Annotated in this window: 19 protein-coding genes; 11 read left to right on the top strand and 8 right to left on the bottom strand. The window is 65.1% G+C overall.

The window, feature by feature from the left end; genetic code table 11:
* The first annotated feature begins 34 nt into the window (after nt 1–34).
* The 4 genes from ahpC (at nt 35) to BVH73_RS11565 (ending at nt 3,631) form a co-directional block, all read left to right on the top strand.
* A complete protein-coding gene (ahpC, locus tag BVH73_RS11550) occupies nt 35–598 on the top strand; it encodes an alkyl hydroperoxide reductase subunit C (protein WP_079418821.1) in 564 nt (187 codons plus the stop codon).
* Between the two features lie 142 nt (nt 599–740).
* The gene (ahpF, locus tag BVH73_RS11555; protein WP_079418823.1) at nt 741–2,330 is read left to right on the top strand and encodes an alkyl hydroperoxide reductase subunit F; all 1,590 of its coding nucleotides are present in this window, start codon (nt 741–743) and stop codon (nt 2,328–2,330) included.
* Nucleotides 2,331–2,471: 141 nt separating this feature from the next.
* A complete protein-coding gene (gene yaaA, locus BVH73_RS11560) occupies nt 2,472–3,260 on the top strand; it encodes a peroxide stress protein YaaA (RefSeq protein WP_079418826.1) in 789 nt (262 codons plus the stop codon).
* Complete coding sequence (locus BVH73_RS11565) at nt 3,257–3,631, top strand: arsenate reductase (RefSeq protein WP_079418828.1); 375 nt, start codon at nt 3,257–3,259, stop codon at nt 3,629–3,631. Before yaaA ends, BVH73_RS11565 begins: the two co-directional genes overlap by 4 nt.
* On the opposite strand, the gene BVH73_RS11570 is transcribed toward BVH73_RS11565, so the two are convergent.
* From BVH73_RS11570 to BVH73_RS11600, 7 genes are all read right to left on the bottom strand, one after another.
* Entirely contained in the window at nt 3,611–4,873 is a 1,263-nt protein-coding gene (locus BVH73_RS11570; RefSeq protein ID WP_079418830.1) for a GMC family oxidoreductase N-terminal domain-containing protein, read from the bottom strand. The genes BVH73_RS11565 and BVH73_RS11570 overlap by 21 nt on opposite strands.
* A 51-nt stretch (nt 4,874–4,924) precedes the next feature.
* The gene (gene acnA, locus BVH73_RS11575) at nt 4,925–7,660 is read right to left on the bottom strand and encodes an aconitate hydratase AcnA (RefSeq protein WP_079418832.1); all 2,736 of its coding nucleotides are present in this window, start codon (nt 7,658–7,660) and stop codon (nt 4,925–4,927) included.
* Nucleotides 7,661–7,674: 14 nt separating this feature from the next.
* Nucleotides 7,675–9,129 carry a bifunctional 2-methylcitrate dehydratase/aconitate hydratase gene (locus BVH73_RS11580; RefSeq protein WP_079418834.1) on the bottom strand — a complete coding sequence of 485 codons (1,455 nt, stop codon included), beginning with the start codon at nt 9,127–9,129 and terminating at the stop codon, nt 7,675–7,677.
* Between the two features lie 21 nt (nt 9,130–9,150).
* Nucleotides 9,151–9,654 carry a hypothetical protein gene (locus BVH73_RS11585; RefSeq protein WP_079418836.1) on the bottom strand — a complete coding sequence of 168 codons (504 nt, stop codon included), beginning with the start codon at nt 9,652–9,654 and terminating at the stop codon, nt 9,151–9,153.
* 103 nt (nt 9,655–9,757) lie between these two features.
* Nucleotides 9,758–10,921, bottom strand: a complete 1,164-nt coding sequence (prpC, locus tag BVH73_RS11590) for a bifunctional 2-methylcitrate synthase/citrate synthase (RefSeq protein WP_079418838.1) — start codon at nt 10,919–10,921, stop codon at nt 9,758–9,760.
* 27 nt (nt 10,922–10,948) lie between these two features.
* On the bottom strand, nt 10,949–11,839 hold the full coding sequence (gene prpB / locus BVH73_RS11595; protein WP_079418840.1) for a methylisocitrate lyase: 891 nt from the start codon (nt 11,837–11,839) through the stop codon (nt 10,949–10,951).
* Between the two features lie 7 nt (nt 11,840–11,846).
* Nucleotides 11,847–12,833 carry a malate dehydrogenase gene (locus BVH73_RS11600; RefSeq protein ID WP_079418842.1) on the bottom strand — a complete coding sequence of 329 codons (987 nt, stop codon included), beginning with the start codon at nt 12,831–12,833 and terminating at the stop codon, nt 11,847–11,849.
* Between the two features lie 247 nt (nt 12,834–13,080).
* Here BVH73_RS11600 and BVH73_RS11605 point away from each other — a divergent pair, with 247 nt between their 5' ends.
* The 7 genes from BVH73_RS11605 (at nt 13,081) to gltA (ending at nt 19,041) form a co-directional block, all read left to right on the top strand.
* On the top strand, nt 13,081–13,884 hold the full coding sequence (locus BVH73_RS11605; protein ID WP_079418844.1) for a GntR family transcriptional regulator: 804 nt from the start codon (nt 13,081–13,083) through the stop codon (nt 13,882–13,884).
* 177 nt (nt 13,885–14,061) lie between these two features.
* Nucleotides 14,062–14,475, top strand: a complete 414-nt coding sequence (gene sdhC, locus BVH73_RS11610; RefSeq protein WP_079418846.1) for a succinate dehydrogenase, cytochrome b556 subunit — start codon at nt 14,062–14,064, stop codon at nt 14,473–14,475.
* A gap of 1 nt (nt 14,476) precedes the next feature.
* On the top strand, nt 14,477–14,842 hold the full coding sequence (sdhD, locus tag BVH73_RS11615; protein WP_079418848.1) for a succinate dehydrogenase, hydrophobic membrane anchor protein: 366 nt from the start codon (nt 14,477–14,479) through the stop codon (nt 14,840–14,842).
* On the top strand, nt 14,843–16,606 hold the full coding sequence (gene sdhA, locus BVH73_RS11620) for a succinate dehydrogenase flavoprotein subunit (RefSeq protein WP_079418850.1): 1,764 nt from the start codon (nt 14,843–14,845) through the stop codon (nt 16,604–16,606).
* 40 nt (nt 16,607–16,646) lie between these two features.
* Nucleotides 16,647–17,363, top strand: coding sequence for a succinate dehydrogenase iron-sulfur subunit (locus tag BVH73_RS11625; RefSeq protein WP_079418852.1), 717 nt, complete (start codon nt 16,647–16,649; stop codon nt 17,361–17,363).
* Nucleotides 17,364–17,370: 7 nt separating this feature from the next.
* Nucleotides 17,371–17,643: an FAD assembly factor SdhE gene (locus tag BVH73_RS11630; protein WP_079418854.1), complete on the top strand. Its 273-nt coding sequence runs from the start codon at nt 17,371–17,373 to the stop codon at nt 17,641–17,643.
* A gap of 84 nt (nt 17,644–17,727) precedes the next feature.
* Nucleotides 17,728–19,041, top strand: a complete 1,314-nt coding sequence (gltA, locus tag BVH73_RS11635; RefSeq protein ID WP_079418856.1) for a citrate synthase — start codon at nt 17,728–17,730, stop codon at nt 19,039–19,041.
* An 83-nt stretch (nt 19,042–19,124) separates the two neighbouring features.
* On the opposite strand, the gene BVH73_RS11640 is transcribed toward gltA, so the two are convergent.
* Nucleotides 19,125–19,955 carry a helix-turn-helix domain-containing protein gene (locus tag BVH73_RS11640; protein ID WP_079420560.1) on the bottom strand — a complete coding sequence of 277 codons (831 nt, stop codon included), beginning with the start codon at nt 19,953–19,955 and terminating at the stop codon, nt 19,125–19,127.
* Between the last annotated feature and the right edge of the window lie 38 nt (nt 19,956–19,993).

Genomic DNA, 19,993 nt, shown 5'->3' on the forward strand with positions numbered 1-19,993 from the left:
GCGGGCCGTCAACAGCAACCTCAAGGAGTTTCACATGTCTCTGATCAACACCTCAGTCAAACCCTTCAAAGCCACCGCGTTCCAGAACGGCAAGTTCTTCGACGTGACCGAAGACAGCCTGAAGGGCAAGTGGTCGGTCGTGGTGTTCTACCCCGCTGACTTCACCTTTGTCTGCCCGACCGAGCTTGAAGACCTGGCCGACAACTACGACACCTTCAAGTCTCTCGGAGTGGAAGTGTATGGCGCGTCCACCGACACCCATTTCGCCCACAAGGCCTGGCATGACACCTCCGAAGCGATCAAGAAGGTCAAGTACCCGCTGATCGGCGACCCGACTGGCGCGCTGACCCGCAATTTCGACGTCATGATCGAAGAAGAAGGCCTGGCGCTGCGCGGCACCTTCCTGATCAACCCGGAAGGCGTGATCAAGCTGTGCGAGATCCACGACAACGGCATTGGCCGCGACGCCAAGGAACTGCTGCGCAAGGTCCAGGCCGCGCAGTATGTGGCTGCGCACCCCGGCGAAGTCTGCCCGGCCAAGTGGAAGGAAGGCGCGGCCACGCTGAAGCCTTCGCTGGATCTGGTCGGCAAGATCTGATTGCCGGCCCTCGCCGCGAGCGGCGAGGTGGGCGCGGCATGCCGCCGGGCCCGTGGACAATTTTCTGAAGCGGTGCACTGCGCGCGGCGGTCTGCCAGTGTGCGCAGTGGCCTCTCCCAACTGCACCCCGAAGGAGCACGCCATGCTCGACGACACCCTGCTTTCCCAACTCAAGGCCTACCTGGAGCGCGTGGCCCAGCCTTTTGTGCTCGTGGCGTCGCTGGACGACAGCGACAACGCCGCGCAGATGCGCACCCTGCTGGAGCAGATCGCGGGTCTTTCCGACAAGATTTCGGTGCGGTTCGACGGCACCGAGGCGCGTCGCCCGTCCTTCGCCCTGGAGCGTGTCTCGGGGCCGACGCAGCATCTGCGGTTTGCCGCGATTCCGCTGGGCCACGAATTCACCTCGCTGGTGCTGGCGTTGTTGTGGACGGGGGGGCATCCGCCCAAGGTCGAGCCCGAGACTCTCGAGGCGATCCGCCAGCTCGACGGCGACTATCGCTTCGAGGTGTATATGTCGCTGAGCTGCCATAACTGCCCGGACGTGGTGCAGGCGCTCTCGCTGATGGCCGTACTCAACCCCCGGGTGCAGACCGTGGTCGTCGACGGTGCGCTGTACCAGGGCGAGGTCGAGTCGCGGCAGATCATGGCTGTGCCCACGGTGTATCTGAACGGCGAACTGTTCGGCAGCGGCCGCATGGATGTCGCCGAAATCGTGGCCAAGCTCGACAGCGGCTCCGCGCAACGCGATGCCGCCAGGCTCAACGCCAAAGAGCCGTACGACGTGCTCATCGTCGGCGGCGGGCCCGCCGGTGCGGCCGCCGCGGTGTACGCAGCGCGCAAGGGCATACGCGTGGGGGTGGCGGCCGAGCGCTTCGGCGGGCAGGTCAACGACACGCTGGCCATCGAGAACTACATCTCGGTGCTGGAGACCGACGGCCCGAAGTTTGCCGCTGCGCTGGAGTCGCATGTGCGGGAGTACGGCGTCGATCTTCTCAATCAGCAGCGCGCCGAAAAACTCATTCCCGCCGAGGAGGAAGGCGGCATGATCACGGTCGAATTCGCCAGTGGCGGACAGTTGCAGTCCCGCAGCGTCATTCTCTCCACCGGCGCCCGCTGGCGCACGGTCAACGTGCCGGGCGAAGCCGAATATCGCAACAAGGGCGTGGCCTACTGTCCGCACTGCGACGGCCCGCTGTTCAAGGGCAAGCGGGTGAGCGTGATCGGCGGAGGCAATTCGGGCGTGGAGGCGGCCATTGATCTGGCGGGTCTGGTGGCGCATGTCACCCTGCTGGAATTCGCACCCGAACTGCGTGCGGACGCGGTGCTGGTGAGCAAGCTGCGCAGCTTGCCCAACGTCACCATCCACACGCATGCGCAAACCACCGAGATCACCGGTGACGGCGGCAAGGTGAATGGCCTGAGCTATACCGATCGCGCCACCGGCGAAAGCCATCACCTGCCGCTCGAAGGCGTGTTCGTGCAGATTGGCCTGGTGCCCAATACCGAATGGCTCAAGGGCGTGGTCGAGCTGAGCCGATTCGGCGAGATCGTGGTGGATGCCAAGGGTCAGACCTCGGTGCCCGGCGTGATGGCCGCGGGTGACGTGACGACCGTGCCGTACAAGCAGATCGTCATTGCGGCGGGTGACGGCGCCAAGGCCGCTCTCAGCGCCTTCGACTATCTGATCCGCACGCCGATGCCGCAGACGGCCGACGCCGTCGCCGCCTGAGCGCGCAGCCGGATCTGCGGGGCAGATAGCCTTGAGGCGAGCGAGAAAGCCCGGGCTGCCGGGCGATTTCTCGCCAGCGCCATCCGCGCGGGGAGGGCCGTCGATACACTGGCGCTGCCCTCAGACTTTGTGAGAACCGACATGCTGTTGATGGTCCTGTCCCCCGCCAAATCGCTCGACTACACCACCCCGCCGACGACCGCCTTCGCCACTCAGCCGCAGTTCATCCGGCAGGCCAAGACGCTGGTGGACGGTCTGCGCAAACAGAGCCCGCAGCAGCTCAGTGCGCTCATGGGCATCTCCGACAAGCTGGCCGCGCTCAATGCCGCCCGGTTCGCTGACTGGAAGCCGCAGTTCACGCCCGAGGACAGCAAACAGGCCGTGCTGGCCTTCAACGGTGATGTCTACGAAGGGCTGGATGCAAACAGCCTGAGCGAGAAGGATCTGCAGTGGGCACAGCAGCATCTGCGCGTGCTCAGCGGTCTTTACGGCGTCTTGCGTCCGCTCGATCTGATGCGCCCCTACCGCCTTGAGATGGGCACGGCCTGGCCCAATGCCCAGGGCAAGGATCTGTATGCCTATTGGGGCTCGCAGATCGCCGAGAACCTCAACGCCGAATGGGCCGACGGCAAGGGCGAGCCCGTGCTGGTGAATCTGGCCTCCGACGAGTATTTCCGCAGCGTCGATCGACGCGTGCTCCAGGCGCGTGTGGTGCAGCCCGTGTTTCAGGACGGAACGCCGCAGAAGGGCTACAAGGTGGTCAGCTTCTACGCCAAGCGCGCGCGCGGGCTCATGGCGCGTTACGTCATCAAACACCGGTTTTCCAACGTGGAACGACTCAAGGCCTTCGACAGCGAGGGCTACCGCTTCGTGCCCGAAGCCTCCAAGGCCGATCAGTGGATTTTCCGGCGCGACAAGACGTCGGCATGAGCGCGATGCCCACTCTCAAGGTTTATGGCCTGACCCAGTGCGACACCGTCAAGCGGGCGCGGCAGTGGCTGCAGTCGCAAGGCCTGGACTATCAATTCATCGATTTCAAGAAGACCCCGCCCCACGCGAGCCAGATCGCGGCCTGGGCCGATGCCGTCGGATGGGAGGCGCTGCTGAACAGGCGCGGCACCACCTGGCGCAAGCTCGATGCGGCTACGCAGGCCGCGGTGAACGATGCCGCCAGCGCGGTGGCTGTTCTGGCGCAGCACCCCAGCGCCATCAGGCGTCCGGTGGTCGAGGCGGGCGGCGCGTTGCTGGTCGGGTTCGACGAGGCTGCCTGGCGCGAGGCGCTATCGTCCTTCGCGCGATAGACGCCAGGCGAGATCGCTGCCCAGCGCCAGCAGGGTGAGGGTGGGCGGCAGTCCCCACGGCTCGGGAATGACCGAGGCGTCGCACACATGCAGGTTCGGGCTGTGACAGCTCAGGCGTTCGTCGAGCAATTCGCCCAGCCGCACCGAACCGCCCGGATGCGCCGCGACCCAGGGTGAGACGTAAGGCCTGCCTGCGCCCGCCGCCTTCAGCACTGCCCGGGCCTGCTCGACACCCGTGCGCATCTTCAGCTTGTCGCCCAGCCCGAAACGCCGCCAGGGGCGGCCGTGCGCGTCGATGCGTCCTTCGATGTCGTCGCGGATCTTCACCATGATCATCGCGGTGTGGCCGTAGTTGAGCAACTGATCGGGCCGGCCGGCGGCCCAGGTGAAGGCGCGAAAGAAATGAGCCGGGATGGTGATGTCGGACAGCATGTAGCCGGCCTCGGTGTCGAAGTAACCGGCCGACATGGCAATGTCGTGCGACTGCCTTGCAAGCGGCACATGGGCCATGACGATGCGCAACGGGTCGCAGAAGAAACCATGGCCCGCCTGCTCTATCCCGCTGCGCTGCAGGATGGCCGGGCTGGCAATGCCGCCCGCACTCAGGATGACGCGTCCGGCGCGGAAGATCTGCATCGCGCCGTGATCGCGCGCCTCGACGCCGATCGCCCGTCCCTGCTCGAACAGCACCCGCGTCGCCTGCACGCCGGTGCGCAGCTCGGCGCCATGCGCGACGGCCTGCTCCAGCAGGGTGTGCGCTGACCAGAACGCCTCGGGCGGGCAGTGGCCGTGCCCGCAGCGCGAGGGATCGATCATTTTCGGCAGGCGCTGCCAGGGCAGCCCGAGCGACCGCCCCGCCTGCATTAGTAGGGAAGGGATGGGGGCGAGCAGATCCTCGCGCAACGGTTCGTGGGGACATTCGGCCAGCACCCGTTCGAGTGCGGGCGAAAGGTCGATGCCGTGACGGGCGAACATCGCCAGCGGCGGGCGTGTGGCCGTATGGAAGAAGGTGACCGAGCCGCCTCCCACGCGCAGGCTGCGCAGCAGCACCACGCCGGGCGCGATGTGCATGGCCTCCTTGCGGCGCAGCAGCCCGAGCAGCTGGGTGCCGGGCGGCGGGCCGGAGCCTTGTTCCAGAATGCGGACCCGCGCACCCGCCCGCGCCAGATCCCGTGCCACCATGGCGCCCGCCGGGCCGGACCCGACCACGAGGACGTCGGGTATCGGCGCGGTGTCGGCCATGCTGGAAGCCCGGAGCCGGATCGGCGCCTTGCTGGGAACTCAGCCGGAAACTCAGGCCGCCAGCAGTTGCCGCAGCACGAAGGGCAGGATGCCGCCGTGCTGGTAGTAGTCGACCTCGATCGGCGTGTCGATGCGCAGCTTGAGTTTGACCTCCTGCTTGCTGCCGTCAGTACGGGTGATGATCAGCAGGGCGTCCTGTTGCGGGCGCAGGCTGTCGCCCAGCTCGATGGCGAAGGTCTCGTCGCCCTTGATGCCCAGCGACTCCCACGAATCGTTGCCGAGGAACTGCAGCGGCAACACGCCCATGCCGACCAGATTGGAGCGGTGAATGCGCTCGAAACTGCGCGCCACCACGGCCTTCACGCCCAGGAGCTGCGTGCCCTTGGCCGCCCAGTCGCGGCTGGAACCCGTGCCGTATTCCTCGCCCGCGAAGATGACGGTGGGTGTGCCATCGGCGATGTACTGCATCGCAGCATCGTAGATGAACATCTTCTTGCCCGAGGGCTGGAACAGAGTGACGCCGCCTTCCTCGCGCGAGCCGTCTGCGGCCGCAGGGATCATCAGGTTCTTGATGCGCACGTTGGCAAAGGTGCCGCGCATCATGACCTCATGGTTGCCGCGGCGGGAGCCGTAGGAGTTGAAATCGGCCTTGAGCACGCCGTTGGCCAACAGCCATTGGCCGGCCGGCGAACTGTCCTTGATCGACCCCGCCGGAGAGATGTGGTCGGTGGTGATGGAATCGCCGAACAGTGCAAGCGCCTTGGCGCCGCGCACCTGCAGCGAGGTCGCAGCGGGCTCCATGCCGAACCCGGCAAAGAACGGCGGCTCGGCGATGTAGGTGCTCTTGGGCCAGTCGTAAACCTGACCCTTGACGCCTTCGATCTTTTTCCAGAGCTTGCCTGGGTGCGTGGCGACCTGGGCGTAGTTTTCCCGGAACACCTTGGGGTTCATCGCGAACTTCATCAGCTTGGCGACTTCGTCACCCGTGGGCCAGATGTCGCCCAGATAGACGGGCTTGCCGCCCTTGCCATAGCCCACCGGTTCGGTCATCAGGTCGCGGCGCACCGTGCCGGCGATGGCGTAGGCCACCACCAGCGGCGGGCTGGCGAGAAAGTTGCCCTTGATGTTCGGGTGGATGCGCGCCTCGAAGTTGCGGTTGCCCGACAGCACGGCGGTGCACACCAGGTTGTTGTCCACCACGGTCTTCTCGATCTCGGGTGCCAGCGGCCCGGCGTTGCCGATGCAAGTGGTGCAGCCGTAGGCGGCGACGTTGAAGCCCAGTTTTTCCAGGTAGGGCAGCAGGCCGGCCTTTTCCAGGTACTCGGTGACCACGCGCGAGCCGGGGGCCAGCGAGGTCTTGATGTGCTTCTTGACCTTGAGCCCGGCTTCCACGGCCTTCTTCGCCAGCAGGCCGGCCGCCAGCAGCACGCTGGGGTTGGAGGTGTTGGTGCACGAGGTGATGGCGGCAATGAGCACGTCGCCGTCGGCGATGTCGATGCCATCGCTGGTCTTGAAGCTCTCTTGCAGGCGTCCGGCCGGCTGGTTGAAGCCGTTGTCGGCCACAGGCTTGGCGAACAGCGACTCGAACTGGCTCTTGACGCCGCCGAGTTCGATGCGGTCTTGCGGGCGCTTCGGTCCGGCCAGCGAGGGGGCGACGGTGCCGAGGTCGAGCGTGAGGGTTTGCGAATAGTCGATCTGGCCAGCCTTGGGGACGCCGTACAGCTTTTGTGCCTTGAAGTAGGCCTCGAACAGCTCGATCTCGGCCTTGGTGCGGCCGGTTCCTTTGAAGTAGTCGATGGTCTTGTCGTCCACCGGGAAGAAACCCATGGTCGCGCCATATTCGGGCGCCATATTGCCGATGGTCGCGCGGTCGGTGACCGACAGGCTGGCGGTGCCCTCGCCGAAGAATTCGACGAACTTGCCCACCACCTTGGCCTTGCGCAGCATTTCGGTGATCGTGAGCACCAGATCGGTGGCGGTCACGCCACCGCACAGCTTGCCTTTGAGCTCCACGCCGACGACGTCAGGGGTGAGGAAATAGACCGGCTGGCCGAGCATGGCGGCTTCCGCCTCGATGCCGCCCACGCCCCAGGCCACCACGCCGATGCCGTTGATCATGGTGGTGTGGCTGTCGGTGCCCACCAGGGTGTCGGGATAGGCCACGCCGTCTTGGGTCTTGTGCACGCCGCGGGCGAGGAATTCGAGGTTGACCTGGTGCACGATGCCGAAGCCCGGGGGCACGACGCCGAAGGTGTCGAAGGCCTGCATGCCCCACTTCATGAACTGGTAGCGTTCCTTGTTGCGCTGGAATTCGATCTGCATGTTCAGGTCGAGCGCCTTCTTGGTGCCGTAGTCGTCGATCATGACCGAGTGATCAACCACCAGATCGACCGGCACCAGCGGCTCGATGGCCTTGGGATTCTTGTGCATCTGCTCGGCCGTGCTGCGCATCGCGGCGAGGTCGGCGAGCAGGGGCACGCCGGTGAAGTCCTGCAGCACCACGCGGGCGACGACGAAGGGAATCTCCTCGGTGCGGGCGGCGCCGGGCTTCCAGGCGGCGAGCTGCTTGACGTGCTCGGGCAGAACCTTCTTGCCGTCGCAGTTTCGCAGCACCGACTCGAGCACGATGCGGATGGAGACCGGCAGGCGAGACAGATCCGCGCCGAGCTCTTTGGCGAGCTGGGGCAGGGAGTAGAACTGGGCGGACTTGCCCGAGGCGGTCTTGAAGGTTTTGCGCGTCTTGGCGTAGGCGTGCGCGGCTGTGGCGCTGGCGGCTTGGGCTGGCATGGAGTTCTCCGGGTTCAGATGACGTACAGATCGACGTAGTCGTGCACGGGCATGGATTCAAGCAAGTTCTGATCCAGCGACACGTCGAGAATGGCCTTTTGCTGCTTGCCCGGAAAGCGCCGTGCCAGGTTGGTGCGGAACTTGGCTTCGAGCTGGGGAATGCCGTCGGCGCGGCGGCGCTTGTGACCGATGGGATACTCGACGGCCACCTCGGGCAGCACCGAACCGTCTTTGAGGGTGACGGTCAGGGCGTTGGCGATGGAGCGCTTTTCGGGATCGTGGTAATCGCGGGTGTATTGCGGGTCTTCGACGCAGCTGATCTTGTCGCGCAGGGCATCGATGCGCGGGTCTGCGGCCACGGCGTCTTCGTAGTCGGCGGCCGTCAGGCGGCCGAACAGCAGCGGCACCGCCACCATGTACTGGATGCAGTGGTCGCGGTCGGCCGGGTTGTTCAGCGGACCCTTCTTGTCGATGATGCGGATGCAGGCTTCGTGGGTGCGAATGGTGATGGCGGCGATGTCTTCAGCCGTCTTGCCTGCGGCCCCCAGCTGCTGGTGCAGCGTCATCGCGGCTTCCACCGCGGTCTGGCTGTGGAACTCGGCCGGGAAGCTGATCTTGAACAGCACGTTTTCCATCACATAGCTGCCGTAAGGCCGCTGGAACTTGAACGGCTGGCCCTTGAACAGCACGTCGTAGAAGCCCCAGGTCTTGGCGCTCAGCACGCTGGGGTAGCCCATTTCGCCCGTCTTGGCGATGAGCGCCAGACGCACACCGCGACTGGTGGCGTCGCCGGCGGCCCAGCTCTTGCGGCTGCCCGTGTTGGGGGCGTGACGGTAGGTGCGCAGGCTCTGGCCGTCCACCCACGCCAGCGAGACGGCGTTGATGATCTCGTCGCGGGAAAGGCCCAGCATGCGCGCCACCACTGCGGTGGTGGCGACCTTGACCAGCACCACATGATCGAGGCCGACCTTGTTGAAGCTGTTCTCCAGTGCGATCACGCCCTGGATCTCATGCGCCTGAATCATGGCGGTGAGTACGTCGCGCATGGTCAGTGGCGGCTTGCCCGCGGCCACGGCGTTGCGGCTCAGCCAGTCGGCCACGGCGAGGATGCCGCCCAGGTTGTCAGACGGGTGCCCCCATTCGGCGGCCAGCCAGGTGTCGTTGAAGTCCAGCCAGCGGATCATTGCGCCGATGTTGAACGCGGCCTGCACCGGATCGAGCTGGAACGAGGTGCCGGGCACCTTGGCGCCGTGCGGCACCACGGTGCCGGGAACGATGGGGCCGAGCAACTTGGTGCAGGCCGGGTACTCCAGCGCTTCCAAACCGCATCCGAGCGTGTCGATCAGGCAGTTGCGCGCGGTGTCGAAGGCCAGCGCGGTGTCGGCCCGCTTGGGGTCGAGGACGTAATCAACTATGTCGATCAGAACCTGATCGGGATTGGGGCGGACGTTGGAAATCGCTGAGGACATGGATGGAGAGAGAGAAGCCCGTCAGGGCGAGGGAACGCAATCGTCGGCCAATCGCGTCATGTTCTTCTTGTCGAACAGCATGCTTTTGGTCGGGATCTGAATGAGGACGAAGCCGGCCTTGACATCGTCGAAGTGGTAGGCGCCGGTCGAGGTGGGCTTGCGCTTGAGGACGTAGTGTTTCTTGTTCCAGGTGATCAACACGGCCCCATCGTTGGTGCCCTCGACCTTCACATCCATCGGAATGCGACGACTGCCGCACACCAAGTGTCCGGCCTTCAGCGCGAACACGGGGTTCACGTCGGGATAGCCATTCTCGGTACCTGCGGGTGGGGCAGCCGGATTGAGCAAGGCGGGGGTGGTTGTGGCTGCGGCGGCCACCACGGTCGGCGCGGGCGCGGCGGTCTTGGCGGACACCGCCGGGTCGGGCTGCGCGGTCTTGTCGGTGGCGCCCTGGGCATGGGCCGAGAGACTCAGCACGCAGGACAGGCCCACGAGCCCGGAGAGAAGGGAGAACTTGCGCTTCATATCAGACACTCCACGAACGACGGAACACGGGAAAAACCGCTCCGGGTCGGCGTGAGTGACGGGTCTGGCGCGTCTGCATGGCGTAGCGTGCGCGTGACGGGGCTCAGGAACGCTGTGAGAGCGGCACGAACTGCAAATTTTCCGGGCCAGTGTAATTCGCGCTGGGCCGAATAATCTTGTTGTCCTGTCGCTGTTCCACCACATGCGCGCTCCAACCGCTGGTGCGGGAAATGACGAACAGCGGGGTGAACATGGCGGTGGGCACGCCCATGAGGCTGTAGCTCACGGCACTGAACCAGTCGAGATTGGGAAACATCTTCTTCACGTCCCACATCACCGTCTCCAGCCGCTCGGCGATGTCGAACAGGCGCATGTCCTTCTGATCGGCGGAAAGCCGCCGGGCGACTTCCTTGATGACCTTGTTGCGCGGATCGGCGATGGTGTAGACCGGATGGCCGAAGCCGATCACCACTTCCTTGTTGGCGACCCTGCTGCGGATGTCGGCCTCGGCCTCATCGGGGCTGGCGTAGCGCCGCTGAATGTCGAGCGCCACTTCGTTGGCGCCGCCATGCTTGGGTCCGCGCAGGGCGCCGATGGCGCCGGTGATGGCGCTGAACAGATCGCTGCCCGTGCCGGCGATGACGCGGGCGGTGAAGGTGGAGGCGTTGAACTCGTGCTCGGCGTAGAGAATGAGCGAGGTGTGCATCGCCCGTTCCCACAACGCGCCGGGCTTGTGGCCGTGCAGCAGGTGCAGGAAGTGACCGCCGATGGAGTCGTCATCAGTCTCGACGTCGATGCGGCGGCCGTTGGCGGCGAAATGCCACCAGTACAGCAGCATCGAGCCCTGGCAGGCCATGAGCTTGTCGGCAATGTCGCGGGCGCCGGCCTCGTTGTGGTCGTCTTTCTCGGGCATGACGCAGCCCAGCACGGACACGCCGGTGCGCAGCACGTCCATCGGATGGGCCGAAGGCGGCAGTTGTTCCAGCGCGGTCTTCACGGCCGCGGGCAGGCCGCGCAGACGGCGCAGCTTGGTCTTGTAGGCCGCGAGTTCGGCGGTGTTGGGCAGCTTGCCGTGGACCAGCAGGTGGGCGACTTCTTCGAACTCGCAGGCTTCGGCCAAGTCGAGGATGTCGTAGCCGCGGTAGTGCAGGTCGTTGCCGGTGCGCCCCACTGTGCACAGGGCCGTATTGCCGGCCGTGACCCCGGACAGTGCTACCGATTTTTTCGGCTTGAAGGTCATGCCTGCGGGCGCTGCGTCATCACTCATGGGTGTCTCCTCGGAATGCCGTTGGGTTCACGATGGCTTTTTGCCGGAAAAGATGGCGTCCAGCCGTTGCTCGTAGGCGTGGTAGCCGATGCTTTCGTACAGCTCGGTGCGGGTTTGCATGAGCGGCACCACGGCCTTTTGCGTGCCCTCGCGCCGCAGGGTTTGATACACGGTCTGCGCCGCCTTGTTCATGGCGCGAAACGCTGAAAGCGGGTAGAGCGCCATGGCCACGCCCGCGCTGCGCAGCTCATCGACGGTGAACAGTGGCGTGGCGCCGAACTCGGTGATGTTGGCCAGCAGGGGCACGCCGACCGCCTGACCGAACTTGCGGTAGGTGTCGAGATCGAGCGCGGCCTCGGCGAAGATGGCGTCGGCCCCGGCTTCGGCGCAGGCGCGGGCGCGGGCGATGGCCGCGTCCAGTCCCTCGACGGCGATGGCATCGGTGCGGGCGATGAGGTAGAAGTCGGGATCGCTACGGGCGTCGACCGCGGCCTTGATGCGATCGACCATTTCGCCACTGCTGACGATTTCCTTGCCGGGGCGGTGGCCGCAGCGCTTGGCACCGACCTGGTCTTCGATGTGCAGGCCGGCGGCGCCGAATTTGATGAGGCTCTTGACGGTCCGAGCGATGTTGAAGGCGCTCGGGCCAAAGCCGGTATCCACGTCCACCAGCAGGGGCAGATCGCAGACATCGGTGATGCGGCGCACGTCGGTGAGCACGTCATCGAGGGTGTTGATGCCCAGATCGGGCATGCCCAGGGAGCCGGCCGCCACGCCGCCCCCGGAGAGGTAAATGGCCTTGAAGCCCGCCTGCTGGGCCAGCAAGGCGTGGTTGGCGTTGATCGTGCCCACGATCTGCAGCGGGCTTTCCTGCGTCAAGGCCAGGCGCAGCTGCGCGCCAGCGGTCGGGTGGGTCATGGCGGGTTCAGAGCAGATGCTGGACGCCGGCCTTCTCTTCTTCGAGTTCGGCCAGGGTTTTGTTGATGCGCTCCTGCGAGAACGCGTCGATCGGCAGATCGCGCACGAGCTGGTATTCGCCGCCCGCGCAGGTGACCGGGAAGCCGAACATCGTCTGCTCGGGAATGCCGTAAGACCCGTCCGACGGAATGCCCATGCTGACCCACTTGCCCTGGGTGCCCAGCGCCCAGTCGCGCATGTGGTCGATGGCGGCATTGGCGGCCGAGGCCGCGGAACTCAGCCCGCGGGCCTCGATGATGGCCGCACCCCGCTTGCCCACGGTCGGCAGAAAAACGTCACGATTCCAGGCGTCATCGTGGATCATGTCTTTCACCGACTGGCCGCCGACCGTGGCGAAGCGGTAATCGGCGTACATGGTCGGGGAGTGATTGCCCCAGACGCAGACCTTTTCGAGGTCGCCCACGGGCTTGCCGGTCTTGGCGGCCAGCTGGCTGAGCGCGCGGTTGTGATCCAGGCGCAGCATGGCCGTGAAGTTCTTCCCGGGAAGATCGGGGGCCGATTTCATGGCGATATAGGCATTGGTGTTGGCCGGGTTGCCGACCACCAGCGTCTTGACCGCGCGGCTGGCCACGGCATTGAGCGCCTTGCCCTGGGCCGTGAAGATCTGCGCATTGGCCGACAGCAGGTCGCGGCGCTCCATGCCCGGGCCGCGCGGGCGGGCGCCGACCAGCAGGGCATAGTCCACGTCCTTGAAGGCGGTCATCGGGTCGCCATGCGCGCTCATGCCGGCCAGCAGCGGGAAGGCGCAGTCTTCCAGTTCCATCATCACCCCGCCCAGCGCCTTCTGCGCCTTTTCGTCGGGAATTTCCAGGAGCTGCAGAATCACGGGCTGGTCTGCGCCCAGCATCTGACCGGAAGCGATGCGGAACAGCAGCGCATAGCCGATCTGGCCGGCGGCTCCGCTGACGGTGACGCGTACGGGGGCTTTGGACATGGGGAAACTCCTGGGTCGTTGTCGGTTGATGGGGGCGACCGCCTTGTGAGGGCCGCCGCTGCAGGTGATCGGACCAGGCTGACCTGGCGCGACGGCAAGGCGTCTTGCCGCGGTAGGGCAGCGGCCTTTGTGCACCGCAGTATGCAGGGCAGTGTAGGACGGGCCTCAGCCCTCGTCAATCACTCATCTATCTTATATAAGATGTTTTTTATCAAACGCTGGACAAGCCGGTGCGGCCTATGCTGCAATGCACGACATGATGGCGACCCGCACAGCCCCCGATCCAGCGCCCGAGCTGCAAGCCGCCAGCTCGGCCAATCCGAGCTTCAGCCCGCTGTATCGGCAGATCAAGGGACTGATCACCCGCAGCCTCCAGCAGGGCGACTGGAAGCCCGGAGAACTCATTCCCAGCGAAGCCGATCTGGCGCGGCGATTCGGCGTCAGCCAGGGCACGGTGCGCAAGGCGGTGGACGAACTGGCGGCTGAAGGCCTGCTGCTGCGCCGACAGGGGCGCGGCACGTTTGTATCCACGCACCATGAAGAGCGCGTGAAATTCCGTTTCCTGCGCCTCGTGCCCGATGCCATCATTGAAGGCGAGCGCCCCCTGCCGCAGCCCATGGAGCGGCAGTTCCTCGAATGCAGGCGCGCGCGTGCCTCGCAGGAGGTGGCGCGCACCCTGGGGATCAAGGCGGGGGAGAGCGTGACGCAGATCCGCCGCCTGCTGCTGCTCGCGGGCGAGCCGGTGGTGTTCGAGGACATTTATCTTCCCGGGCCCGCCTTCCGAGCGCTGACGGCGGAACGTCTGGAGAGCTATCGCGGTCCTCTCTACGCGTTGTTCGAATCCGAGTTTTCCACCCGCATGGTGCGGGCGGAAGAGAAACTGCGCGCGGTGAATGCCAGTGCGCAGGAGGCGCAACTGCTTCGGGTTCGCGAGGCGGAGGCCTTGCTGCTCGTGGAGCGGCTCTCATTCAGTTATGGTGAGCTTCCGGCGGAGTACCGCCGCGGGCTGTACAACACCCGACATCATCACTATCGCAATGAATTGAATTAGGGACGATGGGGTTCGCATTCATTTGGCTTGTATTGCCGCGGGGGCGACCGGCGCGTCGTTTTGCTGCAATGCAATAGACTCAAAATAAGCACAGGATCGTTTTCCGCCCAAGGTCTCAACCTGAAGCGCGCCCCCCTGAAATCCTGCAAGAACGACGTTCACAACGAGGACAGTGTCATGTCAAAGCCTGCTTCGCCACCGGCACGGCCGGTTTACCGCAACATTCACATCAGCCAGATTGCGAGCTATCGTTTGCCGCTGGCCGGTTGGGTCTCCATCCTGCATCGTGTCAGCGGCGCGGTGATGTTCCTGGCCCTGCCCTGGGTGCTCTGGGCGTTTGATGCCAGCCTGCGCAGCGCCGAAAGCCATGCCGCCATGGCGCAGTTTCTTTCCCACTGGCTCGTCAAGCTCATCCTGCTGGGGTTGTTCTGGGCCCTGGTGCACCACCTTGTTGCAGGGGTGAGGCATTTGTGGATGGATGCATTTCATGCCGTGAGCAAGGGGCAGGGGTTTCAGCTGGCGCTGGCGACCTTCATCGTGTCGCTGGGCCTGACGGCACTGTTCGGGCTCAAGCTCCTGGGAGCGTACTGAGATGGAACACCATCAAATCGGCAACAAGCGGCTCGTCGTCGGGGCTCATTACGGCCTGCGCGACTGGATGGCGCAGCGGGTGACGGCTGCGGTGATCGCGGTTTTCGCGGTCGTCATGCTGGTCTACTTCCTCTCCCCCGGACCGCTGGACTACGCGCGCTGGCACGCGTTGTTCGCCCAGGAGTGGATGAAGCTCCTGACCTTCGTGACCGTGCTGGCGCTGATCTATCACGTTTGGGTGGGCATGCGCGACATCTGGATGGATTACGTCAAACCGGTGAGCGTGCGACTGCTGCTGCAGATCGGCACCATTCTGTGGCTATTGGCTTGCGCGGGCTGGGCCCTGCAAGTGTTGTGGAGAGCGTAAATGCAGGTCAGTAATCGCAAATTCGATGTGGTGGTGGTGGGGGCAGGGGGCTCGGGGATGCGCTGCGCCCTGCAACTGGCGAGGGCCGGGCTGGACGTCGCGGTGCTCTCCAAGGTGTTTCCGACGCGCTCGCACACGGTGGCCGCGCAGGGCGGGGTGGCCGCCTCCCTGGGCAATATGAGTGAGGACGACTGGTACTGGCACATGTTCGACACCGTCAAAGGGTCGGACTACCTGGGCGACCAGGACGCCATCGAGTTCATGTGCCGCGAGGCCAACAGCGCGGTGTACGAGCTCGAACATTTCGGCATGCCGTTCGACCGCAACCCGGACGGCACCATTTATCAGCGACCCTTCGGCGGTCATACCGCCAACTTCGGCGAGAAGGCGGTGCAGCGCGCCTGCGCCTCGGCGGACCGCACCGGTCACGCCATGCTGCACACGCTCTATCAGCAGAACGTGGAGGCCCGCACGCATTTCTTCGTGGAATGGATGGCGCTCGATCTGATTCGCGATGCCGAGGGCGACGTTCTCGGCGTGGTTGCGCTCGAAATGGAAACGGGCGACGTGACGATTTTCGAGGGCAAGGCCACGGTGCTGGCCACCGGCGGGGCGGGGCGCATCTTCGCCGCGTCGACCAATGCCTTCATCAATACCGGCGACGGCCTGGGCATGGCCGCGCGGGCGGGCCTTCCGCTGCAGGACATGGAGTTCTGGCAGTTCCATCCCACCGGCGTGGCCGGTGCCGGCGTGCTGATCACCGAGGGCGTTCGCGGCGAGGGCGGGATTCTGCTCAACGCCAACGGCGAGCGATTCATGGAGCGTTACGCCCCGACTTACAAAGACCTGGCGCCGCGCGACTTCGTCTCGCGCTCGATGGACCAGGAGATCAAGGAGGGCCGGGGCGCCGGACCGCGCAAGGACCATGTCCTGCTCAAGCTCGATCACCTGGGCGCCGAGACCATCATGAAGCGGCTGCCTTCGATCCGCGAGATCGCCATCCGCTTCGCCAACGTCGATCCGATCAAGGAGCCCATTCCGGTTGTGCCGACCATCCACTACCAGATGGGCGGCATCCCGGCGAACATCCACAGTCAGGTGGTCATGCCGCAGGGTGACAACCCCGCGGCGGTGGTGGGCGGGCTCTACGCCATCGGTGAATGCTCCTGCGTGAGCGTGCATGGCGCCAACCGTCTGGGCACCAACTCCCTGCTCGACCTTCTGGTGTTCGGACGCTCGGCGGGCAACCATATCGTGAACAGCGGCATTCATCAGCGCAGCCACAAACTGCTGCCCAAGGACGCCGCCGACCGCTCGCTCGCGCGCCTGGCCCAGCTCGACGCCTCCAAGAGCGGGGACGGCAGCCATGTGGTGGCCGATGCCATCCGCACGGCGATGCAGACCCATTGCGGCGTGTTCCGCACCGAGACCCTCATGGCGGAGGGCGTGCAGGCCATTGCCGACATTGCGGGCCAGGTCGACCGCATCTACCTCAAGGACAAATCCAAGGTGTTCAACACCGCCCGGATCGAGGCGCTGGAGGTCGACAACCTCATCGAAGTCGCGAAGGCCACCATCGTGTCGGCCGAGGCCCGCAAGGAAAGCCGCGGCGCGCACTATCACAACGACCACACCGGGCGCGACGATGAGGCCTGGCTCAAGCACACGCTGTGGTGGCGAGAGGGCAGCCGCCTGAGCTACAAGCCGGTGCAGCTCAAGCCCCTGACCGTCGAGCCTTTCAAACCCAAGGCCCGAACCTTCTGATGGATCAACCGCCTGCACACGGCGGGCAAGAGGAGCGCACATGAGCGATACGCGCAAGATGAAATTCTCGATTTACCGCTACGACCCCGACAAGGACGCCAAGCCCTATATGCAGGACGTCGAGGTGACGCTGCAGCACACCGACAAGATGCTGCTCGACGCCATCCAGCGCATCAAGTGGGAGGTGGACGATTCCCTCTCCATCCGCCGCTCCTGCCGCGAAGGCGTTTGCGGCTCGGATGCGATGAACATCAACGGCAAGAACGGCCTGGCCTGCATCACCAACCTGCTCACCCTCAAGGAGCCGGTGGTGCTCAAACCCCTGCCGGGCCTGCCGGTGATCCGCGACTTGATCGTGGACATGACCCAGTTCTTCAATCAATACCACTCGATCAAGCCTTACCTCGTCAACAACACGCCGCCGCCCGAGAAGGAACGTCTGCAGTCGCCGGCCGAGCGCGACGAGCTCAACGGTCTTTACGAGTGCATCCTTTGCGCGAGCTGCTCCACCTCGTGTCCGAGCTTTTGGTGGAATCCCGACAAGTTCGTCGGTCCGGCAGGTCTCCTGCAGGCCTATCGTTTCATCGCCGACAGCCGCGACGAAGCCACCGGCGATCGGCTCGACAATCTGGAAGACCCTTACCGCCTGTTCCGCTGCCACACCATCATGAACTGCGTGGACGTCTGCCCCAAGGAGTTGAACCCGACGATGGCCATCAGCAAAATCAAGGAGATGATGGTGCGCCGCGCCGTCTGATGCCCCCATGCCGCCCTCGACCGCCTTCGCCGACGCCACCGAACTCTCCCGGCTGCGCTGGCGCGCGCGTCGCGGCATGCTGGAGAACGACCTGATCCTGCAGCGCTACTTCGCCCAGCGCGAAACACCGTTCGGCCAGGATGAGGTGGACGCGCTGAACGCCCTGCTGGCGCTGGACGACAACACGCTCTTTGACCTGTTCCTGCACAACAGCCCGCTTCCTCAGGAGCTGGATCTGCCGCGGGTCCGGGAATTGCTTGACACCTTGCAGCGCTTGTGAGCCCGGCTTGTTCGCGTTTCGCGTCATTCCGTCCCCGGAGTACCGCTCCGGGAGCCCCCCTACACAGTCCCCGGAGAAATGAAAATGACTCAATCAAGTGACAAAGCGACCCTCTCGTTCAGCGACGGCTCGCCCAGCATCGATCTGCCGATCCACAAGGGCACCATCGGCCCGGACGTGATCGACATCCGCAAGCTGTATGGCCAGACCGGCAAGTTCACTTACGACCCGGGCTTTCTGTCCACCGCGTCGTGCAGCTCGGCCATCACCTACATCGACGGCGACAAGGGCGAGTTGCTCTACCGCGGCTATCCCATCGAGCAGATCGCCGTGCAGTGCGACTACATGGAAACCTGCTACCTGATCCTGTACGGCGAGCTGCCGAACGCCCAGCAGAAAAAGGCCTTTGCGGACCGCGTGACCCAGCACACCATGGTGCACGAGCAGATGCAGTTCTTCCTGCGCGGATTCCGCCGCGACGCCCACCCCATGGCCGTGCTCACCGGCCTGGTCGGCGCCATGTCGGCGTTCTACCCCGATTCGATCAACGTTAACGACCCCGAGCAGCGCGACATCTCGGCCATCCGCCTCATCGCCAAGATGCCCACCCTGGTGGCCATGGCGTACAAGTACACCATGGGCCAGCCCTATATGTACCCGCAGAACAAGCTCAGCTATGCGGCGAATTTCATGCGCATGATGTGGGCCACGCCGTGCGAGGACTACGAGCCCAATCCGGTGATCGAGCGGGCGCTCGACCGCATTTTCATCCTGCACGCCGACCATGAGCAGAATGCCTCCACCTCGACGGTGCGCTTGTGCGCGTCCAGCGGCACCAACCCGTTCGCGGCAATTGCCGCTGGCGTGGCCTGCCTGTGGGGGCCTGCGCACGGCGGCGCCAACGAGGCCTGCCTGAACATGCTCGACGACATCCAGGCCCGGGGCGGCGTGGCCAAGATCGGCGAGTTCATCAACGAGGTCAAGGACAAGAACTCCTCGGTGCGGCTGATGGGCTTCGGCCACCGCGTCTACAAGAACTACGACCCCCGCGCCAAGCTCATGCGCGAGACCTGCCACGAAGTGCTCGATGCCCTGGGCCTGCACGACGACCCGATGTTCAAGCTGGCGATGACCCTGGAAAAAATCGCCCTGGAAGACGACTACTTCATCCAGCGCAAGCTCTACCCCAACGTCGACTTCTATTCGGGCATCGTGCAGAAGGCCATCGGCGTGCCGGTGTCGCTGTTCACCGCCAACTTCGCGCTGGCGCGCACCGTGGGCTGGATCGCCCAGCTCAACGAAATGCTCACCGACCCCGAGTACAAGATCGGCCGACCGCGCCAGCTCTTCACCGGCTCGGCGCGCCGTGACGTCAAGCCCATCGCCGAACGGGGCTGAACCGGGTTGATCGGTCGCGAGACCGCCATCGACCGGTCAAGACCGCGCAGTGCGCGGTCTTTTTTTGCGTGCGCCGTCCGTGATCACGCCGCCGTGATCGGCAGCAGCATCACCAGCTTGTAGTCCGGATGCAGCGCGGCGCGGAGGGTCAGTTGTTCGTAGACCAGGCGGCCATGCCGGGGGTGGAGAAAGCCGCGTTCTCCGCCTTCGCGCTCCTGCACGTCGTTGAGCTTCCAGAGTGCGTCGAACTCGGGGCTGCGTGCGCTCAACTCCTCGATCAATGCGCGCAGGGGTGGCGTGTGCAGACGACCGCCGCAATCCGCCCGGAATTCCGCGACCAGGCGCTTGGACCGAACGGGCCAGTTCTCGATCAGCAGCCGGGCCTGGGGATTGAAGAACAGAAAGCGGAACAGATTCGGGGGTGCCGTCGGATCGGCCTCGGTGCCGTCGGCCTGCCAGTCGAGAAACAGATCGGCGGCGGGGGCATTGCCGGCCACCACGTCCCACCGCTGATTCAGCACATAGGCCGGATGTCCCATCGCGTGCACGCTGCGCAGCACGACATCGACCGCCTTGGGAGGTGCCGTGGGCTCACTGGGGTCACGCCGCCGGGCCAGCTCGAAGAGGTAGGCCCGTTCCGCTGTGCTGAGTTGCAGCGCGTGCGACAGCCGCTCCAGCGTCTTGGCCGACGCGGCGACAGAGCGACCCTGTTCCAGCCAGGTGATCCATGTGGCGCTGACGCCGCAGAGCGAAGCGAGCTCTTCGCGGCGCAGCCCGGGCGCCCGCCGCCGCCCCGCAGACGGCAAACCGGCGGCTGCAGGCGAGAGACGATTGCGGTGCAGACGGATGAACTCGCCCAGAAGGCGACTGCCCTGAGGTGAATCTCCAGAGAGGGCAGATGACGGGGGCGACAGGGTGGCTTTCACGAAGGCAGGCTCACGCGGGTTGTTCG

It is taken from the genome of Thiomonas intermedia (assembly GCF_002028405.1).
Taxonomy (GTDB): Bacteria; Pseudomonadota; Gammaproteobacteria; order Burkholderiales; family Burkholderiaceae_C; genus Thiomonas; species Thiomonas intermedia.